Annotated in this window: 17 protein-coding genes; 11 read left to right on the top strand and 6 right to left on the bottom strand. The window is 68.8% G+C overall.

Features of this window, described 5'->3' with window-relative positions; genetic code table 11:
• Positions 1 to 3: 3 nt before the first annotated feature.
• The 3 genes from LZC94_23940 (at position 4) to LZC94_23930 (ending at position 2,552) form a co-directional block, all read left to right on the top strand.
• Positions 4 to 1,107, top strand: coding sequence for a histidine kinase (locus LZC94_23940; protein WXB10926.1), 1,104 nt, complete (start codon positions 4 to 6; stop codon positions 1,105 to 1,107).
• On the top strand, positions 1,097 to 1,951 hold the full coding sequence (locus LZC94_23935) for a response regulator (protein WXB10925.1): 855 nt from the start codon (positions 1,097 to 1,099) through the stop codon (positions 1,949 to 1,951). Before LZC94_23940 ends, LZC94_23935 begins: the two co-directional genes overlap by 11 nt.
• A gap of 199 nt (positions 1,952 to 2,150) precedes the next feature.
• Entirely contained in the window at positions 2,151 to 2,552 is a 402-nt protein-coding gene (locus LZC94_23930) for a hypothetical protein (GenBank protein ID WXB10924.1), read from the top strand.
• 12 nt (positions 2,553 to 2,564) lie between these two features.
• Here the strand turns inward: LZC94_23930 and LZC94_23925 are convergent, their stop codons facing one another.
• Positions 2,565 to 3,380 carry a hypothetical protein gene (locus LZC94_23925; GenBank protein WXB10923.1) on the bottom strand — a complete coding sequence of 272 codons (816 nt, stop codon included), beginning with the start codon at positions 3,378 to 3,380 and terminating at the stop codon, positions 2,565 to 2,567.
• A gap of 75 nt (positions 3,381 to 3,455) precedes the next feature.
• On the opposite strand from LZC94_23925, the gene LZC94_23920 reads away from it, so the two are divergent.
• Positions 3,456 to 4,289, top strand: a complete 834-nt coding sequence (locus tag LZC94_23920; GenBank protein ID WXB10922.1) for a carbon-nitrogen hydrolase family protein — start codon at positions 3,456 to 3,458, stop codon at positions 4,287 to 4,289.
• Between the two features lie 21 nt (positions 4,290 to 4,310).
• Positions 4,311 to 5,426, top strand: coding sequence for a DegT/DnrJ/EryC1/StrS family aminotransferase (locus LZC94_23915; GenBank protein ID WXB20234.1), 1,116 nt, complete (start codon positions 4,311 to 4,313; stop codon positions 5,424 to 5,426).
• Between the two features lie 144 nt (positions 5,427 to 5,570).
• Here LZC94_23915 and LZC94_23910 read toward each other — a convergent pair whose 3' ends face one another.
• The 5 genes from LZC94_23910 to trpB all read right to left on the bottom strand — a co-directional run bounded on the left by LZC94_23910 (position 5,571) and on the right by trpB (position 10,267).
• Positions 5,571 to 6,692: a tetratricopeptide repeat protein gene (locus LZC94_23910; protein WXB10921.1), complete on the bottom strand. Its 1,122-nt coding sequence runs from the start codon at positions 6,690 to 6,692 to the stop codon at positions 5,571 to 5,573.
• Positions 6,689 to 7,057, bottom strand: a complete 369-nt coding sequence (locus tag LZC94_23905) for a hypothetical protein (protein ID WXB10920.1) — start codon at positions 7,055 to 7,057, stop codon at positions 6,689 to 6,691. Before LZC94_23905 ends, LZC94_23910 begins: the two co-directional genes overlap by 4 nt.
• Before the next feature lie 229 nt (positions 7,058 to 7,286).
• Positions 7,287 to 7,967, bottom strand: a complete 681-nt coding sequence (locus tag LZC94_23900) for a metallophosphatase family protein (GenBank protein ID WXB10919.1) — start codon at positions 7,965 to 7,967, stop codon at positions 7,287 to 7,289.
• A gap of 223 nt (positions 7,968 to 8,190) precedes the next feature.
• Positions 8,191 to 9,063 carry a tryptophan synthase subunit alpha gene (gene trpA, locus LZC94_23895; GenBank protein WXB10918.1) on the bottom strand — a complete coding sequence of 291 codons (873 nt, stop codon included), beginning with the start codon at positions 9,061 to 9,063 and terminating at the stop codon, positions 8,191 to 8,193.
• Complete coding sequence (gene trpB / locus LZC94_23890; protein WXB10917.1) at positions 9,050 to 10,267, bottom strand: tryptophan synthase subunit beta; 1,218 nt, start codon at positions 10,265 to 10,267, stop codon at positions 9,050 to 9,052. Before trpB ends, trpA begins: the two co-directional genes overlap by 14 nt.
• Positions 10,268 to 10,465: 198 nt before the next feature.
• On the opposite strand from trpB, the gene LZC94_23885 reads away from it, so the two are divergent.
• The 6 genes from LZC94_23885 (at position 10,466) to LZC94_23860 (ending at position 20,172) form a co-directional block, all read left to right on the top strand.
• Positions 10,466 to 12,316: a serine/threonine protein kinase gene (locus LZC94_23885; GenBank protein ID WXB10916.1), complete on the top strand. Its 1,851-nt coding sequence runs from the start codon at positions 10,466 to 10,468 to the stop codon at positions 12,314 to 12,316.
• A gap of 38 nt (positions 12,317 to 12,354) precedes the next feature.
• A complete protein-coding gene (locus LZC94_23880) occupies positions 12,355 to 15,204 on the top strand; it encodes a VCBS repeat-containing protein (GenBank protein ID WXB10915.1) in 2,850 nt (949 codons plus the stop codon).
• Complete coding sequence (locus LZC94_23875; GenBank protein WXB10914.1) at positions 15,201 to 16,511, top strand: PEGA domain-containing protein; 1,311 nt, start codon at positions 15,201 to 15,203, stop codon at positions 16,509 to 16,511. Before LZC94_23880 ends, LZC94_23875 begins: the two co-directional genes overlap by 4 nt.
• 165 nt (positions 16,512 to 16,676) lie before the next feature.
• Positions 16,677 to 18,338, top strand: coding sequence for a serine/threonine protein kinase (locus LZC94_23870; GenBank protein WXB10913.1), 1,662 nt, complete (start codon positions 16,677 to 16,679; stop codon positions 18,336 to 18,338).
• A 29-nt stretch (positions 18,339 to 18,367) separates the two neighbouring features.
• Complete coding sequence (locus LZC94_23865) at positions 18,368 to 19,357, top strand: hypothetical protein (protein WXB10912.1); 990 nt, start codon at positions 18,368 to 18,370, stop codon at positions 19,355 to 19,357.
• Positions 19,357 to 20,172, top strand: a complete 816-nt coding sequence (locus LZC94_23860; GenBank protein ID WXB10911.1) for a hypothetical protein — start codon at positions 19,357 to 19,359, stop codon at positions 20,170 to 20,172. The genes LZC94_23865 and LZC94_23860 overlap by 1 nt, the downstream gene beginning before the upstream one ends.
• The last annotated feature ends 2 nt before the right edge of the window (positions 20,173 to 20,174 follow it).

The raw sequence follows: 20,174 nt of genomic DNA, 5'->3' as shown, positions 1-20,174 counted from the left end.
GATATGCAATCGCGGACGCGCACTTGGTGGATCGTTTTCGCCGCGTGGACAGCGGCCGGGCTCGTCTCGGCGGTCGAGACCTACTACTACTGCAACACCTTCAAGGGCTTCCCCGTCTCGCTCGCCACGTGCCTGATGGGCCGCATCCCCATCTGGTACGTGTGGGCGCTGGCGACGCCGCTCATCATGCGCCTCACGGAGCGCACCACGTGGCCGCCGCGCCCCAAGATGGTGCTGGCCCACCTGGGGCTCTTCTTCGTCGCGTCCCTGGGGTTCTCGCTAGTCTACGCCTTCGTCGACATGAGGACGGGCCTGGCGATGGGCGAGTACTCGTACAGCCAGCGCGTGCTCCGCATGTTGGTCGGCTGGATCCTGGAGTTCCTGTTCGACTACGGCATCGTGGTCTTCGCGAGCGCCACCATCGCGGCGCACCGGCGGCATCGCGAGAGCGAGCGCCGGGAGGCCGCGCTCACCACGGAGCTGGTGCGGGCGCAGCTCTCGGCGCTCAAGTCGCAGCTGCAGCCGCACTTCCTCTTCAACGCCCTCAACACGGCGGTGGCGTTCGTGCGGCAGGGCGACGTGAAGACGGCCGAGCGCACCTTGCTCCTGCTCAGCGAGATCCTGCGCGACGTGCTCCGCCAAGTCGACTCGGCCGACGTCACCCTCCGTGAAGAGGTGGCGATGTTGAAGCGCTACCTGGAGATTCAGGAGCTGCGCTTCGCCGATCGCTTGCGCGTGTCGTGGACCATCGAGCCCTCGGTGCTCGAGGCGCGCGTGCCGCTGCTGCTCTTGCAGCCGGTGGTCGAGAACGCGGTTCGCCATGGCATCGCGTGCCGGGCATCGGCCGGCGCGCTGGGCATCCACGCCGACCGCGAGGGCGATCGCTTGCACCTCACGGTGCGCGACGATGGGCCGGGACCGCCGGAGGGCTTCGTCTTGAAGGCTTGCTCGGGCCTGGGGCTGCGCAACATCCGCGAGAGGCTCGAGCAACAGTACGGGGGCGCTGCGGAGTTCCGGCTCGAGCGCATCGACGGCGGCGGCGCCCTGGCGCGCATCTCGCTGCCGTTCCGCACCGAGCTCGCCGCAAGCGGTATCCATGGCGGGTGAGCTGCGCGTCCTCATCGTGGACGACGAGCCGCCGGCCCGCGCGGGGCTGCGGCACCTGCTCGCCCCGCACGCCGACGTCGAAATCTGCGGCGAGTGCCGCAACGGCGCCGAGGCCATCGACGCCATCCGGCGCGATCCACCGGGGTTGGTGGTGCTCGACGTGCAGATGCCCGAGTACGATGGCTTCGAGGTGGTGCGCCAGGTGGGCGCGGCGCTCATGCCCCCGGTGCTCTTTCTGACGGCGTTCGATCAGTTTGCGCTGAAGGCGTTCGAGATCCACGCCGTCGACTACGTGCTCAAGCCGTGCAGCCAGGAGCGGTTCGACGACGCCCTCGCGCGCGCCCGCCAGCGGATCCGGCAAGGGGAGCTGGCCGCGCTCGGGCAAAGGCTCGCGCACCTGCTGCAGGATCTGGACACGGTGCCGAAGGCGGCGCTGGTGGCGGGGCTGCCCAGCGTCACCCCCGCCGCGCCCGCGGCCCCCGCGTCGCCGGTGGAGTCGCAGACGGGGTTCGCCGAGCGCCTGGCGATCCGGCTCGGCAATCGCTCCTCGATCATCGAGGTGCGCGACATCGATTGGATCGAGGCCGACGACTATTGCTGCAGCATCCACGTGGGCGCCGAGACGCACGTGATGCGCGAGAGCCTGCGCGCGCTCGAAGGTCGCCTCAACCCGTTGGAGTTCGTGCGCATCCATCGCTCGGCCATCGTGAACGTGCGGCGCATTCGCGAGGTGCACGGCACGGCGGGCGGGGAGGCGATGGTGGTGCTCCACACGGGCATTCAGATCCCCGTGAGCCGCCGCAAGCGCGCGGAGCTCGAACGGCGCATCGGGCGGCCGCGGTAAACCGCCGCGCGGGGCGCGGGATCCATCGGCGCTGCGGGCTCGCGGGGCGCCGGATCCAACACGCCGCGGGGGTGCAAAACGCCGGTTTTGGACGCGATGTTCCACCTACCGCCGTGGCGTCATGCCGGTCCCTGCACGGGGCTGGCCGCTGGCTGCAGTGACGGCGCGCCCGTGGGAGAGGGCGCGTAGAGTGCACTCCATGGCCAGCTATCCGAATCGGCACAAGGGTGGACGCCTCGTTTCTTGGCTCTTTCTTGCTTGGTTGGCGGCAACCGTGATGGCGGGCGGCGTTCTGGCCTCCGTCACCTATGTGGACGTGGCGGCGTTCTACTCGACCGGCCACGCCGTTTACATGCTCGGGAGCGGCGCCGCGCCGGCGGGATCCGAGGATGGGGCAAAAGACGAGGTGCGCGCGGCGGCTCGGGTGAAGATTCAGATCCGACCCTGGGCCTCGCAGCGGACCTTCGGCAAGCTCGCGGGCGCGGTGACCCTCGGCAGCGTCTCCGGCGTTCGCTGGCACCTGCGCGCGAGGATGCCGGGCAAGACGCGCAGCTGGCCGGCCAGCGAGCGCCAGGCGATGCTCTCGAACGACTGCGTCTGAGCTTTTTCGAAGCTACGGCTCCTCGTGCTTGAGGACTGCTTGCGCGGTGATGCGGCAGTCCTCCTCGATGGAGACGGTGTGGCAGCCCGTGTCGGAGGTGCAGGAGGATTGCAGCCCGAAGGTGGCGCTGGTGAGGGAAGGGGCCAGCGGCTTGGTGAGCTCCAGGCGCCCGATGGGATCCCCGCGTAGGCTCACGTCGCCGTCGGGATCGGCGAGGAGGGAGCCTTGTACCCAGGACGCGAGGGGTAGGTCGTCGATGGCGATGTCGCGCGCCAGGATCACCTCGATTTTCGCGGTGGCGCGGGCGCCGTTCCACTCGGTCGCGCCGATGGAGAGCTCATTGAGCGTCACCTTGCCGCCGGCCGGAAGCAGGAGCGCCTGAAAGCCGCCGGGGCCCACGGCATGAACGATCACCACGCGGCCCCGGCCCGGGAGCCGGTCGACCCGCATGCGATCGATGCCGCCGCGCCCGGGGGCGGGCTCCTCTTTGCCCTCGCGCGGAAAGAGCTCGGGCAAGACCAGCCAGCGGGGCGAGCTCGCCGGGTTGGTGATGCGCATGTCGAACACGTAGGTGGCGCGCGAGGCTCGCTCCACGTGCACGCCCACCGAATCGAGGCGGGAGGCGACCGCCTTGCACGACGTTCCGCCCGGGGATGCCTCGCCGGATGTGGTGACGGGGGTGCTCGGTGCTTTGCCCGTGCTCGCGCAGCCCGCGATCCCGCTCGCGCCCGCGCTCACGAAGAGCGCGGCGGCGAGGGCGGCGAACGGCGACGGCGCGGCGAGAGGACGGACGCGGGGACCTGTTTGGAAAAGAGGAGAAAACTGCACGCCCACAGCGTACATGCACCGTGCACGCGATACGAGTTTGACTCCTGCAGGGGTACGTTTACGTTTCTCTCACCCATGAGTACATCCCTCGTTGCTGCGGTGGTGCAGCTCTCCAGTCAGGCGGACGTGCCGAGCAACCTCGAGCGGGCGGAGAAGCTCATCGAGGGGGCCGTCGCGGCCGGTGCCAAGCTGGTCGCGCTGCCCGAAAACTTCGCCCACATGGGGGATCAGGAGCAAAAGCGCGCCATCGCCGAGCCGGTGGAAGAAGGCGGCAAACCCGGCGCGGGACCCATCGTGCGCTTCGTGCGCGACACGGCCAAGCGCTTCGGCATTCATCTGGTGGCGGGGGGCTTCCCCGAAAAGAGCCCCGATCCCAAGCGCCCCTACAACACATCGCTGCTCGCAGGGCCCGATGGCGCCATCGTGGCGGCGTACCGCAAGATCCACCTCTTCGACGTGAGCCTCCCCGACGGCACGAGCCTCTACGAGAGCGCCGCCACCTTGCCGGGCGACGAGCGGGTGACCGCGTCGATCGGCTCCACCGTGCTGGGGATGACCATCTGCTACGACGTTCGCTTCCCCGAGCTTTACCGCACCCTCGTCCGCCGCGGCGCGCGCATCATCACGGTGCCCGCGGCCTTCACGGTGCCCACCGGCAAGGATCACTGGCACGTCCTGCTGCGCGCGCGCGCCATCGAAGACCAGGTGTTCGTGCTCGCGCCCGCGCAGACCGGCAAGCACCCGCAAGGCCGGCAAACGTACGGCAAGAGCTTGATCGTCGACCCTTGGGGCGACGTGCTCGCGCAAGCCGGTGAAGGCGAGGGGTTCGCGGTGGCGCGGCTCGACTTGGCCTACCAGGACAAGGTGCGCAGCGCGCTGCCGAGCCTCGAGCACGTGCGGCTTTTGTGAGCGCGAGCGCGTGATCCCGTGATGCGCATCCCCCTCATCGATCTGCGCGCCCAGCACGCGGCCATCGAAGACGAAATCATGGACGCGGTTCGCCAGGTGGTGGCGGACCAAATCTTCATCTTGGGCGACCGGGTTGCGGAGCTCGAGCGCCGGCTCGCCGAGCGCGTGGGCGCGCGCCATGCCGTGGGGGTTGCATCGTGCACCGATGCGCTGCGGCTCGCGCTGGTGGCGCTGGGGGTGGGGCCCGGCGACGCCGTGATCACCACGCCCTTTACGTTCGTGGCCAGCACCGAGGCCATCGTACGGGTCGGGGCGACGCCAGTCTTCGTCGATGTCGACGTGGACGGTGTGCACCTCTCGCCCGAGCGCGTCGCCGAGTGCATCCGTCGGTGGCGCGGTCCCGAGCGGCTGCGCGCGATCCTGGTGGTCCACCTCTTTGGCGCGTGCGCCGATGCGCGCGCCCTGGCGGAGATCGCCGCGGCGCACGATTTGGTTCTCGTGGAGGACGCGGCGCAGGCCCTCGGCACGGTGCGCGAGGGGGTGGCGGCGGGGGCGCGGGGAATCGCAGGGGCGTTCAGCTTCTTTCCGAGCAAGACCTTGGGGGCGTGGGGCGATGGCGGCGCGCTCGTCACGTCGGACGACGCGGTGGCCGCGCGCGTTCGCCGCCTGCGGCAACATGGCTTCGAGCGCGGGCGCGTCGTTGAAATCGGCGAAAATAGCCGCCTGGATGCGCTCCACGCCGCCGTGCTGCAGGTGAAGCTCCGGCACCTGGACGCCTGGATCGCGGCGCGCAAAGAGGCGGCTCGCCGCTACGGGGAGCTCTTGCACGGCGTGGACGGTGTTTCGCGCATCGACGCGCTGGAGGACGGGACCCACAACCCGTTCGCGGTGCGCGTCCGCGATCGCGACCGCGTGCTCGCCGCGCTCCGTGCGCAGGGCATCGATGCGCGCGCGTACTACGACCGACCCATCCCCGACGAGCCGGTGTTCCAATCGGCGGCGCACCATCGCGGCGCCATCCCCGAGGCGGAGAAGCGCTCGCGCGACGTGCTCGCGTTGCCCTTGTGCCCCAACATCCGCCCCGAAACGCAGCAGGAAGTGGCGGACGCCCTTCGCGACGCGCTTTCGACGCGATAGCCGTCCGCTGCGCTTCGCGCTTTCCCGACGGAGGCGCTCGGCGCTTTCCCGACGGAGGCGCTACGCGCTCGTGCCGGACGCAGGTGTCCTTCGCGCCGTGCTTGGCGCGCGATGGCCGGCGCGTTGCGGACGGGCGCGCGCAGCCTACAGGTGCTGCCGCGCGATGTCCGCCCAGGTCCCCTGCGGCTCCAGCTCGAGGTAACGCTTCCAGTGCACGCGGGCGCGGGCGCGATCGCCCAGCTGCTCGAGGGCCATCGCCAGGTTGAAGTGCGCGTCGCTGAAGCGCGTGTCGCGCAGGAGCGCCTTTTCGAAGGAGGCGACGGCGTTGTCGGCCTGGCCTCGTTCGAGCATCACGTAGCCCAGGTTGTAGTGGGCCTCGGGCTGCGAAGGATCGATGGACAAGGCTTGGTGGTAGAGCGCCTCGGCGCCGTGATCGTCGCCGCGGCGGAAGCGGATGTTGCCCAGGTTCGTGTAGGCGATGGAGAGCTCCGGATCGAGCTCGATGGCGCGGCGGTAGAGCGACTCCGCCTCGTCGAAGGTGCTCGGCTCTTCGTCGAGGGTGCTCGCCTTCACATAGAGATCGTAGGCGGTGCGGGCGCGGGTGGCGGCCGACTCGGGGCGAAGGACGCGCACCACGTCGTCGCGCAGGCCGCCGACTTGGAAGTCGAGCACCATTTGCCCGGTGACGGGCTCGAAGGCGCCCTCCTGGGCGCGCACCACCACCTTGCGGCCATCGCTCACGATGCGCAGCTCTTGCAGCGGGCGCGTCACCTTGGGGAGCGTCTGCTTCAGCGCGTCGATGGCGCGGGCCATCTCGCGCGGGCTCACCTCCTTCGACAGAAGGAGCGTGGCGCGCAAGGCGATCAGGTCCTGGAACGTGTAGGCCCGGCGGCCGCGGCGCGAGCCGGTGGGGGAGACGATCTGCGCGCGATCGAGGCTGCGCAGCTTTCCCTCGCTCAAGTTGAGCAGGCGCGCCACCTCCTTGGCCGAGAACACGTCGGTCACCGGCTCGACGGGGGAGGCGCCGGCCTCGGCTCGCCGCCACTGCTCGCTGGGCTCGCGGTCGCGCTTGGCCGCGCCCGACCCGGTCGCGTGATGGGCGTTGTTGGCGTTGGCCGCGCTGCCGGCGCGGATGGGGGAGAGCACCGGCTGGATCCGACCACCCCCCGCGCCGAACTCGACGCGGATCACATTGGCGAAGACGCTGCGCTTTCGCTTCTTGCGCTTTTCGCGATCGCGGGTGGTCTCGTTGGTCGAATCGGTCATGGCGAGCGGGGAGAGGAACGCGAGGAGACCGCGTCGCCGCGCATCCTGCCTCGACGACGCTCTTCGATCAACGGTGCCTGGATGTCCACGTCAATCACCAGGCCCCGCTCATCCGCCGCCATTCGGAGCTCGCACGAGGCACGACCGAGCGGTGCGGTCGCCCGAATCGAGGCTTCCCGCTTGGCGATCCGCAGCACGCGCACCCGCACGTGGGGGTCCCGCGCGGCCACCTCGGCGAAAAGCTGGCGCTCCTCCTCCGTGTCGAAGGGGACAGCGACGATGAAGCTCGTGGAACCATACCAGACGCTGCCGCTCTCCTCTACGGTGATCGCGCCCTCGCTGATCACGTCGGCGGAGGCCAGCAAATCACGAAGGCGGGCGTCGGAAGCTCGAACAAAGGAAGTCTGCCGCGTCCGGAGAAGCCGCTCTCCGCGCGTCTTGGCCAGTGAAGGCCCGGGTCTCGCTGTCACGATGCGGATCGTGCCGCGCCGCGGCCCGCACGAGCAACTCTTTGACGTAACTCAACGCTGGCGGGTGTTCGCCCCGGCCGCCGCAGGTGGCGGTGGATGCCCAGGTGGACGCCGGGGCGGACCGCTAGCGGACGGCGGACATCTGTTGCTCGACCGCGGCATGGTCGAGCGGGACGATGATCGATTCCACGTTGAGGCCCGACGGCGTCGATTCGATCCATGTTGCGTTCGCGTAGGCGCCTCCAGCCGAGCGCGGAGCCTCCCCCACGCTTCCAACGTTGATGACACGAACGCCCGAGATGGTTCGATCGAAGGGAACGTGGCTCATGCCGCAGACCACTACGTCGGCCGGATCGTCGCCGAGCAAGGCGTCGATTTCTTCGTCGCTCATGTCGTGCGAGAGGGACTCGGATGCATCCACCGGCGAGCCGTGGACGAGAAGGAGCTCGCCCCCATCCTCCAGCGGGATGCGGACGTGGGTGGGCAGGCGCTTGATGCGCTCCAGAATGAGATCGCCCAGCTCCGAGCGCGCGGCGCGCATGCGATCGATCATGCGCCGCTCGTGATCGTTGGACGGGCGGAGGTCTTTGGGATCGAGGGTGGCGATGGCGCGGTCGGTGACCCCCTGCACCAACGTGGCCCCCGCGCTCGAGAGGCGGCGCCACGTTTCGAGCGGCGCGGGGCCCGGGAAGACGATGTCGCCCGCGACGAGCAACTTGTGGAAAGCGCGACGTTCGGCCGTCGCCAGCACGGCGGCGAGTGCGTCGACATGACCCTGGATGTCAGAGATGCAGAGAAGAATCATCGAACTCTCGTCAATCTTAGTCGGGGCGACATCGATTCGCGACTCCCCCCGAACGATTGTTGTAACGTCAACGCCGCGCCCGCATGGCCTGCGCACCTTGACGCGAGCCGCATGGCGCGGCGAAAACGCCGGTTTCTTTGGGTGGAGCGTAGGTGAGGCGAGCGCTCTCCGACCTACGCAGGCCGCGCTGCGCACATCGAAAAATTCCTCCGTGAAGGTGATCCTAGGTGCGACCCTGAGCACCGCGGCGCGAAAGGTCGGCTGCCTCGAGCGGATCTCCGTCCAACGCTTCACGCAAGGTGCGGATGAGCGAGACCACGGCTGTCTTGCGCGCCTCGGGCGTCGCTCCTTCTTCGATGCGGCGCACCAACGCGGTGCCCACCACGATACCGTCCGCGTGAGCTGCTGCCGCCCTGGCTTTCTCGGCCGAATCGATGCCGAAACCGACCACCGCGGGCAGCCCGATTCGCTCGCGCAACGAGGCCGCGGCGCGGCTGGCGTCATCGAGCGGCGCGGCGGCCGATCCGGTCACCCCGGTCACCGACACGTAATAGATGAAGCCCGCCGGGTAGACCTTGCTCCCGTCGCGGGCTTGCGCCACGCGCTCCTCGGAGCTGGTGGGCGTGAGCAGCGGCACCACCGCGATGTTCTTCTCCTTGGCGCGCTCGCGCAGCGCGCGGCCTTCACCCAGCGGCAAGTCGACCACGAGCAGCGCATCCACGCCCGCATCGGCCGCGTCGTCCACCGCGCGCTCCTCACCGCGGACGAAGAGCGGGTTGTAGTAGCCGAAGAGCACCAACGGCGCGTTGGTCTTGGCCCGGATGGCCTTCGCCGCGCGCAGGGTAGCTCCAAGACCGGAGCCCGCCGCGATGGCCCGCTGGCTCGCGCGCGCGATGGCCGGACCATCGGCCGTGGGATCGCTGAAGGGAACCCCCAGCTCCAGCACATCGGCGCCGGCGGCCACGCAGGCCAGCGCGAGATCGACCGACTCCTCCACGCTGGGATCCCCCACGCAGAGGTACGCCACGAGGGTCTTCTTCCCGGCGAGGTTCCGCTCTTGGAACGTGCGCTCGAGCCGCATCTCAGACTGCGCCATGGCCGGCCTCCTCCGATCGAAGCAACGTTTCGAGATCTTTGTCGCCCCGCCCCGAGAAACAGAGGACCAAGGTGACGGCGCGCCCCCGTTCGCGCGCGAGCTCCTCGGCGATGGCGCCCAGCTTGGAGATGGGGTGCGCCGTCTCGAGCGCCGGCAAGATGCCCTCGGTCCGGGCCACCAGCTTGGTCGCGGCCAGCGCCTCTGTGTCGGTGGCGTGGCGGTAGCGCGCGCGCCCCGTGTCTTTGAGCCACGCGTGCTCGGGTCCCACGCCGGGGTAATCGAGCCCGGCGCTGATCGAGTGCGCGATCTGGATCTGCCCCTCGTCGTCGCAGAGCAGGTAGCTCTTCGATCCGTGAAGCACGCCCACGCGCCCTGCCGTCAAGGTGGCCGCGTGCTGCCCCGACTCCACCCCGTGCCCCGCGGCCTCCACGCCGTAGAGCGCGACGCTCTCGTCCTTCACGAAGCCTCGGAACATGCCGATGGCGTTGGAGCCGCCGCCCACGCACGCGACCGCGGCGTCGGGGAGCGCGCCGGTGGCCTTCAGGATCTGCGCGCGCGCCTCGTCGCCGATCACGCTCTGAAGATGCGCGACCAGCTCGGGGTACGGGTGCGGCCCCGCGGCGCTGCCGATGCAATAGTACGTGGTGCGCACGTTGGTGACCCAGTCGCGCAGCGCCTCGTTCATCGCGTCCTTGAGGGTGCGCGAGCCGTCCTCCACCGGGATCACCCGCGCGCCGAGCAGGCGCATGCGACCTACGTTGGGGGCCTGCCGCGCGATGTCCTCCGCGCCCATGTAGACATCACAGGGCACGTCGAACAGCGCGCACGCGGTGGCCGTGGCCACACCGTGTTGCCCGGCGCCCGTTTCGGCGATGACTCGCGCCTTGCCCATTCGCTTGGCGAGGAGCACCTGACCGAGCGCATTGTTGATCTTGTGCGCGCCCGTGTGGCAGAGGTCCTCGCGCTTTAAAAAAAGCCGCGCGAGGTTGCGGCCCCCGGGATCGATGCGCTCGCGAAGGCGGCGCGCTTCGGTGAGCGGGGTGGGGCGGCCAACATAGGTTTCGAGCAAGCTCCGCCATTCGTTCTGAAACGACTCTCCCCGCACGATCTGCGCGACGGCGCCCTCCAACTCGATGAGCGCGGGGATCAGTGTTTCGGAAACGAACCGCCCGCCGAACGGGCCAAAGTAGCCTGCTTCTCCCATGCCCCGCATTCATCACGGGTTGGGAAGTCGGATCAAGGGGCGTCCACGAAAAAGCAACTGGGCCAATCGCAACCGCGAGGTTCGCGGCGCGCATCCTGACGAGCGCGGGGGCTTCGGCCGGTATGGGTCGCGGGGGAGCGATCGCGACTTTGTCGCGATACCGAAGGCGCGTTCCATCGTATCATCCGACAGCACTGCATGCCGACATGTCCCACCTGCCGCACGCAGTATCCGGAGGGGACCAGCACCTGCGCAAAGGACGGTGATGGGCTCCTGCCGGACGTGGCATTTGCTGGGCTCGATCGCGAGCTCGAGCCGGGGTTCATGGTGGGCGAGTACCGCATCGAGGGGAAAATCGGCGAGGGCGGCTTTGGCTCCGTGTACCGCGCGGTGCATCCGCTCATCGGCAAGACGGCGGCCATCAAGGTCCTGAGCCGGCAGTATTCGTCCAACCCGCAGGTGGTCTCGCGGTTCATCGCGGAGGCGCGCGCCGTCAACCAGATCCGCCATCGGAACATCATCGACATCTTCTCCTTTGGCGCCCTCGACGATGGCCGGCAGTACTTCGTGATGGAGCTCTTGGATGGGATGCCGCTCGATCGGTACTTGAAGGACGAAAAAGGCCGTCTCTCGCCGGAGGAGGCGATCCCCATCCTGCGCGGCGTGGCCCGCGCGCTCGACGCCGCGCACCTCACCGGCATTTTGCATCGCGATTTGAAGCCGGAGAACATCTTCCTCTCCTTCGACGAAGACGGGCGCCCGTTTCCCAAGTTGCTCGACTTCGGCATTGCCAAGTTGGTGGGCGCCGCCAAGAGCGGCGTCGATCTCAAGACGCGCACCGGCACGCCGATGGGAACTCCGTATTACATGTCCCCCGAGCAGTGCCGCGGCAAAGAGGTCGATCACCGCACCGACATCTATTCGTTCGGCGTGCTCACCCACGAGCTGCTCACGGGCGACGTTCCCTTCCAGGGCGCCGATGTGGTGGAGCTCCTCATGAAGCAAACCCGCGAGCCGCCGCCGCCCATGTCCTCCATGTGCGCAGCCGTGCCGGCGGCGCTCGATGCGCCCGTTCTGCAGATGCTGGCCAAGGAGCCGGAAGGGCGCCCCGCATCGGTGGGCGCGGCGCTCGATGCGTTGGCGGTGGCGGCGAGGGCCGCGGGGTTCGATGTGCCGGTAGCGCTCGCGAGCGGGCCCAATGCGCTTCGCACGACGCCGCGCGCGCCGGAGGATCGCGTCGCGACGCCGCGCGCATCGGACGAGCGTCTGGGCGCGACCACCGGCGCGGGGGCGCAAGATGATGCGCGCAATGTGGCGACTATCGGTCATGCGGCGACGATTGACGAGAGCCTGTCGACGTCGCAGCGCGAAGGCACGCGGTCCGCGCCGACCTTCTCTGGGGCGTCGGACGCGTCTGCGGCGTCGGCCGCGTTGGTCGCGTCTGGGGCGTCGGTCGCGGAGCTTTCGTCGTCGCCGTCGCAAACGTTTGGACCGGCGGCGTCCGATGTGCGTGCGGGCCGCGCGGGGCAGGGCCGGCGTTCGGCGTTGGTGGGGGTCGTGGGCTTTGGCGTCGTCGCGCTGGTGCTGATCGCGCTGGTGGCCACCGGTGTCCTCGGCGGCGCCGGGAAAAATGCCGCATCCGCGGTGCCCGCGCCGGTGAAGGTCGAGGTGACGGCGAAGGTCGCACCGGCGACGGCGTCACCTGCGAGCTCCGCCCCGGCTGCGCCAACGACGGCGGTCGAAACCAAAGACGTTTTGGTGACGATCGACACCACGCCCGCTCATGCCGCCATCTGGCGCGATGGCGTGAAGCTGGGGGAAGCGCCCGGCCCGATCGCGCTCGCGCGCTCGAGCAGCCCGACCAAGCTCCTCGTCACGTCCGACGGGTACAAGCCTTCGGTCGTCACCGTGGGCACCACCGAGAACGCGACCATCGCCGTGGCGCTGACGAAGATCGAGCGCCCGGCCGCGCGTCCGGCGGCCAAGGCGAAGACGTCGGCGGCGGCCGAGGTCCGCGGCGAGATCCCGTCCGACATCAACGAAAAATAGACCGGCGATCACGAGCGGGGGAGCAAGAGCGGAGGGGTATGAACATTCAACGACTCGGGGTGGCCTTGATCGCGGCGATGGCGAGCGTCTCGTCCTGCCGCACCCTCCCGGACACCGGCACATGTGGAAATGGAATCGTCGAAGTGGCGCTGGGCGAAGATTGCGATGGCGCCGCCACCTTGCCCGGCACCGTATGCAACGCGGCCTGCCATTTCTCGTGCGCGCCGAAGCCCGAGGGGGCCGCGGCGGATGCGTCCTCGGAGCCGGCCACCTTTGCATGCCCCGGCGGCTATTTTTGCGGGCTGGCCGATAACACCTGCCGCGCGCCCTCCGGCCAGTTCGTGGCGCTGGAGAGCACGATCCCCTCCGACGCCCACCGGGTCGAGGTGGCGGACGTCGATGACGATGGCTTCAAAGATTTGATCGCCACCTCGGCGGGCCTGACGCGCGTTCGATTTTCCAAGGTCGACGGGTTCAACGCCTTCGCCGATATCCCAAACGCCGGCGCGGCCGCTCCCCTGGTGACCCCGCTCACCCCGGACAGCGCGCGTCGCCCGGCGTATTTGCTCTTTCCGACCGGGCAGATTGCCATCTGGAAGGGCTTGCGCGACCGCAACCTGGAGGCCATTCCTTATCCGACCGCCGTCTTTGGCGGCGCGACCGATGGCTTGCGCGTCGTCTTTCTCGATTCGCATCGGCAAATCGGCGGCGCCCTGTCCCCCGGCGACGAGACCTTCCTCTTCGCCCCGCGATCGGGCGCAGGCTCGCCGGCCATCGTGCTCCAGCAGGGGAGCGCCCTGACCCCGCTGCAGCTCTTACGCGGGGGCGCCTCGGTGCTCGCGGGCGAAGTTCAAGTGGGCGATGTCGACAACGACCCCGAGCGGTGCCCCGACATGGTCTACGCGTTCCAACGCCGCGCCATTGGGGCGAACGAGCCCGGCGTGGAGCTATTTCGACCTTGCACGGCCATGCCGGACGGAAAGCCTCCGGCCTCGCCGGCCAGCGCACCGGGCCCCGTCGTTCGTTTTCCACCGGTGCCCGAGCAACCCAAGGACCGCTTCGTGGTGGGCAACCGCGGCGTACTGCTCGCCGACATCAATGGCGACGACAAACTCGATATCCTGGTGCACGCCGAGGTCGATACGGACATTGCAAACGATCGCAGGCCCAGGGTCCTGGTGGCCTATGGCGCGGGCAATGGCCAATTCCGCTCCAAGCCCCCCGGCGATGCATCGGGCATCGACGGCATCGCCTCGCCGCTCGACATCGATTTCCGGCGCAGCGGCGATGGCGACGACGACATTTTTCCGCTCGCCGCCGGGCAGGTCACGGCGGGCGACTCCATTTGCGACTTCGTTTTGCCCAAGCGCGTCCTTCTGCGCACGCCTCGTCTGGGCACCCCGGGCAGCGACGGCGGATCGTCCGACGTGCTCGTGCAGGAGATCCCGGGACCGCCCGATTTGCCATGGCAAGAGGCCCGCATCGGAAATTTCAACGGGGATGGCGCGGTCGACGTCGTGGCCGGCTCGAGCCGGACCCTCGATTTCTATGCGGGAACGTCCCAGCCCACGGTGATGACGCCGTTCAGCCACCCGGTGCTGAACGGCGCCAAGCACTTTGCCGTGGGCGACTTCGACGGAGATCAAGCGCTCGACGTGGCCTTCGCGAGCGGCAACGAGGTGCTGGCCGCATTTGGCGCGGGGCGCGGTGGTCCGAGCGCGCCCGTGAGCTTGGGGCGCTTTCCGGCCGTCCCCAATCGCTCGGCCATTCAGCACCTCTCGGCGGGGGTCGCGCCGGGGACCCTGGGCGGTCCGCCGGATGGTCTGGCCGATCTCGCGGTGGTGGGCCTTCAAGCGGGCGAGCCGAACCTCGAGCCGGATTCGCAGTTCGTCTCCATGCTGGGGGGATCGGTTCATCGCAAATTGATCTCCCCCTTTCAGCTCCACATCGAGGGCCGGCCCAACAGCGCCGCGCGCTCGCTCATGGCGGCGGCGGGCTCCTTCTCCGTGGGGGATGCGCATCCCGACATCGCCGCGCTGGGCACGGCGTCGCCCGAGAGCGGCGGCGCCTTCACCTTGTGGAACATCCCGCTCACGGGCGACGCGCGCGTGATCACCGGCCAGGTGACCTCCGCGCGCTTTCCGCTCGATCGCCCCCGGAAGCTCGATTGGAAATTGTCGGTGATGGCCGCCTTGGATCTCGATCCTGCCGGCTCCGGCCCGGCCCTCGACGAGGTGGTGATCGTGGCGCCCCCGATGTCCGGCAGCGACGAGGGCAGCGATGTGACCGACGCGGGCATGCTCGCGGTGGCCCGGCTCACGGAGGGGGCGTGGGTGGCGCAGTCGGTCATCGACATCGGCGGTGGCATCGGCGCCTCGCGCTCCGATTTTCGATGGAAGGTGCGGGCGGCAGACATCGACGACGACGGCGCCAAGGATCTCATCGTGCTCTTCGAGGACAAGACCGAGCCGAAGCTTCGGATCTTCTTCAACACGCGCACGGGGCAGCTCGGCAACCCCATCGCGATCGATCTGAAAGGGGAGGACATCTTGGACTGCACGTGGCTGCACGCCGATGAACGCTCGCGCGATCCCAACAAGACCGACCTCGCCGTCCTCGCCCGAAAACGCGGCGACATCGGCGACGAACGAGGCGCGAGCTCGCGGGCCTCGGCCGTGTATCTCTTCAAGACCGACCGGGAGAAGCGCGCGTTTCTTCCGCCGGTGCGGGTGGACGATCCCGCGTCGAGCGCGCTGCGGATCGACCCGGGCGCGACCTCGACCTTCCGCGGGAGCATCGGCGCGGGGGACATCGACGGCGATGGCATCGACGACATTCTGGTGGCGACCGGGACCCGGCTCGTCGTTTACAAAGGAAAGCCCCGATGATGCGCGTCGAAGGCGCTCTTCGCAGGGTGGCCGCCGTGACCTTGTCGGCCGTCGCCCTGTGCGCAGCCTCGGCCGCGCACGCGCAAGGTGCCGGCACATCGAACGAATCGGAGCGGGCCAAGATGCTCTTCGGCTCCGGCGCGCAAGCGTATGCGTCGGGGCAGTTCTCCGCCGCGATTCAAGCCTTCTCCGAGGCGAATCGCATCTTGCCGCGACCGGCCATCGCGTACTCGCTGGCGCAGGCGCATCGAAGGCAATACTTCCTCGACAAGAACAAGGCGCACCTCGAGCTCGCCATTTCGGGGTTTCGCGCGTACATCGAGCAGGTGCCCGACGGCGGCCGCCGCGCCGATGCCGCGCAAGCGCTCTCCGAGCTGGAGCCGATCCTGGCCCGCATGGGCGAGACGAGCCCCGCGCGGGGCGAGCCAAAGGAGCCCGCGAAAGAGCCGGCGCGCCTCATGATCACCACCCAGCCGAGCGGCGCGGTGTTCACCATCGACGGCAAGGATCGCAAGCAAGCGCCGTATGCCGTGGAGGTCGCCGCGGGCAAGCACCGGGTGCACGCGAGCCTCGAGGGGTACTTCGACGAGGAGCGCGAGGTGCTGGCCGTCGATCGCACCTTGGTTCCAATCCCCATCGAGTTGCGGGAGCGACCTGCGCGCCTGCGCGTGACGGGGCCCAACGGCTGCGATATTTTTGTTGACGGTCGACCGGTCGGGACAATTCCTCAAAGCGAGCCCCTCGAGCTCGCGTCCGGTTCGCATTTGGTGGTCGTAACCAAGAATGGCTACAAAGCGTTTTCGCAGGATATCGACTTTCGTCGGAACGAACCAAAGACGGTGTCCGTCGCGTTGGAGCCGACAGGGCAACGCATTGTTGCGCGCTCACTCCTGATAAGCGGTGGCGCGCTGGTGTTGGCGGGCGGTGTTTTCTCGGTGCTCGCGCTCAACCGTCAAAGCGCCGCGCTCGACATTCCCGATGCGCAGAGGCAGGGCAACGTCTCACCCGAAGATGCGCGCGACTACAATGATGCCAAAGACGCGCGCGATCGCTGGCGCACGGGCGCTCTTTTGGCCTTTTCGGTGGGCGGCGCGGCGCTGGCGACCGGGCTCATGTTCTATCTTTTCGATCGACCGACCGTTCTTCCGCCGCGTGCGCGTCCCGAGGATCGTCGAACGCGCCCGTCTTCTCCTTCGTCACCTTCTTCTCCTTCTTCTCCCTCGCCCGCCATGGAGCCCATGGAAATGTCGATGGTGCCGCTGGTTGGGCCGAGCTTTGGGGGGGCGGCGCTCACGGGAAGGTTCTGACCGAAACGTTTCAAATCATTCGATCATTCGGTCAGACGCTCGAGCATTGGCGCGTTCTGTTCATAAAAATCGCAAATTGCTTCATCTTGCCAAGCGTGGCAAATAGGGAGGACAGCGATACGCTCTCGTGGCGTCCGCTTCTTTGCAGCGTTTGGCATCGATTCCATGGCGGTCGCGGACGAACAGTTCATCAAGCCGGGAGAGCTCGTTCTCGGCAAGTACCGCGTGGAGAGGATCCTCGGGCGCGGTGGAATGGGATTGGTCGTTTCGGCGCGGCATCTGTCGCTCGACGATCGGGTCGCCATCAAAGTGCTTTTGCCAAAGTGCCTGACCAAACCCGATTTGGTTCAGCGCTTTTTGCGTGAAGCGCGCGCCGCCGTGCGCATCCGCAGCCAACACATCGCGCGCGTGAGCGACGTCGGCACCCTCGAGAACGGCCTGCCGTACATGCTCATGGAGTACCTGGAGGGGAGGGATCTCTCCGCCGAGCTCGAGGTGCGAGGGCCTTTGCCGATCCCGTTGGCGGTCGATTTCGTCCTGCAGGCGTGCGAAGCGCTGGCGGAGGCGCACGCGCTCGGCATCGTGCACCGCGATATCAAGCCGGGGAACCTGTTTCTCACGCACCATGCGGATGGATCGCCTTGCGTGAAGGTGCTGGACTTCGGCATCTCGAAGGTGGCCGAGCCCGAGGAGCACACGCTCACCCAGGCCGGGGGCATGCTCGGCTCGCCGCTCTACATGTCGCCGGAGCAGCTCACGTCCGCGCGCGACGTGGACGTTCGCGCCGACGTGTACTCGATGGGCGTCGTGCTCTTCGAGCTGCTCACGCAAACCTGTCCATTCGGCTCCGACGATCTTCCGCGCCTGTTCTTCAAGGTGCTGCAAGCCGATCGTCCGTCGCCGCGCGAAACGCGGCCCGACATCCCGCCGGGGCTCGAGCGCGCGATCCTGACCGCCATCGCCCGCGAGCGCGAGCAGCGCTTCGGCACCGTGGCCGATTTTGCGCTGGCGCTCGCGCCGTTCGGCTCGCCCTATGCCCAGGCGTCGCTCGAGCGCATCTGCGGGGTGCTCGGCGTTCGCGGTCCCCACGGTCCGGTTCCGCGCGCCCAGGTGACCACGGCCAACCCCGCGGCGCCGCACGCGTCGAGCCATGGGGCGCACGCTGCGTCGGGCCATGGGGCGCATGTTGCGTCGGGCCATGGGGCGCATGTTGCGTCGGGCCATGGGGCGCCGCACGCGTCGAGCCGTGGGGCGCATGCTGCGTCGAGCCATGGGGCGCCTGTTGCGCCCGTGTCGACCATGAGCGCGGCGATCACGCCGTTCGAGCTCGCTGCGAACGATCGCGGAACGGCGACGTCGCCCGCGGCCCGAAAGCGGGGCGCACCGGTGGCGGTGGCCATTGGCGTGGGCGCGGGGCTCGTGGTGGGGAGCCTCGCTTTGTGGGGGGTGATGGGGCGCTCGCATCGTACGGTGTCGGCCGATCCCGTCGTGCGTTCGTCCGCGGCGGCCGATCCCGTGGCGCGTTCGTCCGCTCCCTCCGAATCCACGGCGGTGCCCGAGGCGCCCGTCGCAGCGGCCGCACCAGCGGCACCTTCGGCGTCCGGTGCGCCGCCCGCATCGTCGGCACCGCCCGCATCGTCGGCGCCGCCCGCGTCGTCGGCGCCGGGCGGGCAGCCCGCATCCGTCTCCTCGGGCGCCGCGGCGCAGGGAACAGAGACGGCGGCGGAGAAGACCGAGAAGAAGGAGCAAGGTGCGAAGCCGGCCAAGTCACGCAGCGGCAAGCCTTCCTCGAAGTCCGCCGATCCGTTCAAGCGTGACATTTTCTGACCAGACCCTTTACAGGTGACGTGATCTCCGTGCGCGGGTTGAAAAAATTCGTCTTGCTTCGAGTCTCGTGTGTCGCGGCGTTGGGCGTGCTGCTCGGTGGGGCGCGCGTGGCGCACGCGGAGGACAAAGCGGGTGCCGCGGCCTTGTTCGCGGAGGCGGGAAAGCTCGTCGACGCGGGGCAGGCCAAGAGCGCGTGCCCCAAATACGAGGAGAGCCTGCGTCTCTACGAGAGCTCCAACACCCGCTACTTCTTGGCCGACTGCTACGAGCGCGTGGGCCGCATGGCGTCGGCGTGGGCGCTCTTCCTGGAGGTCGCGGCCAAGGTGAGCGACGATCCCGCCAAGGTGGCGAAGGCGCGCGAGCGCGCCGCGGCGGTGCAGCCCAAGGTGTCGCACCTCATCGTGACGGTGGAGGCCTCGGGCGGGCCCGGGCTCGAGGTGAAACGCGACGGCACCTTGCTCGGGCAAGGGCAGTGGGGTGTACCCATGCCGATCGATGCCGGCGCGCACGTTCTGGAGGCTCGCGCACCGGGAAAAAAGCCGTGGAGCTCCGAGGTGCAAGTCCCCCCGAACGGCGCGAAGGTGAAGCTCTCCGTCCCGCCGTTGGAGGACGCCCCGGCCTCGGACACGGCGCCCGCATCGCTCTCCGCAAAGGCAGCCGCATCGCCGGAGGAGCCTCGCGCGCGCGAAGCTGCACCCGACAGCGGCCGGCGCACCCTCGCGATCGCCGTGGGCAGCGCGGGGATCGTCGCCATGGGCGTGGGGACCGTGCTCGCGTTTACGGCCAAGTCGAAGTACGACGAGGCGGCGCCGTTCTGCAACGGCGATCGCTGCGAGCAACGCGGCGTCGATCTGCGCGACGGCGCCGTGGGTCGAGCCACCCTGGCGACCGTGGTATTTGGCGTCGGTGTGGCGGGCGCGGTGGCCGGCGGTGTGCTCTGGTTTACGGCGCCGAAGGTGCCCAAGCACACCGCCTTTGGCGTCACGCCCCAGGGCGTGATGGTGCGGGGGACGTTCTGATGCGCCGGCTCACGAACGCCGCAGGTGCGGCGCGTACGCTACGGACGGCGGTCGGCTTCGCGCTCGCGCCGCTGCTCGTCACGGGGTGCGGCTTGGTGTTCGGCATTTCATCCGGCGAGTACGATCCGGATCCGTTCGGCCGCGATGGGGGCGCGCGGGCGGATGGGCGGCCGCCGGGCAACGATCCGGATGGAAAGCCGCCGGGGAACGATCCCGATGGGGCGCCCGGGTGCAAGCGGGAGCTCCTCGACGATCTGGAGGACGGCAACGGTGAAATTCTGCCTTGCGATGGGCGGCGCGGGGGCTGGTACGCGTACAACGACGGCTCGGCCGGTGGCACGCAAACGCCGGCGCCGGGCGGCCCGTTCCTTCCGCTGAACCCCGGGTACAACGGGAGCCAGTACGCTGCGCATGGAAAGGTGAACGGCTTCACCGCGAAGGGGGCCGGCCTGGGCTTCGATTTGAACAAGGCCGGGGGCACGCGCGGCACGTACAACGCCTCGGGCTATGGCGGCATCCGCTTTTGGGTCAGGGGCAATGTCCCCGGGACCATCTACCTCAACATCCGCGACAAGAACCGCGATCCCGAGGGCGGCGTGTGCCAGGCCCCGGGCACGTGCAACGACCTTTTCGGCTCCAATGTCGACGTGAAGACCGACTGGACGCGCGTGGACAAGGCGTTCTCCGATATGACCCCCGATAAACCCCACGGCGCCGAGCGCGTCGACCAGGGAAACATCTACGCCGTGGAGTTTCACACGGCCGCGAACACCAAGGACTTCGAGTTCTGGGTCGACGATATCTCGTTCTTCTAAGC

This window comes from Sorangiineae bacterium MSr11954, assembly GCA_037157815.1.
GTDB lineage: Bacteria > Myxococcota_A > Polyangia > Polyangiales > Polyangiaceae > Pendulispora > Pendulispora albinea.
This window is presented reverse-complemented; position numbering and strand designations above follow the sequence as displayed.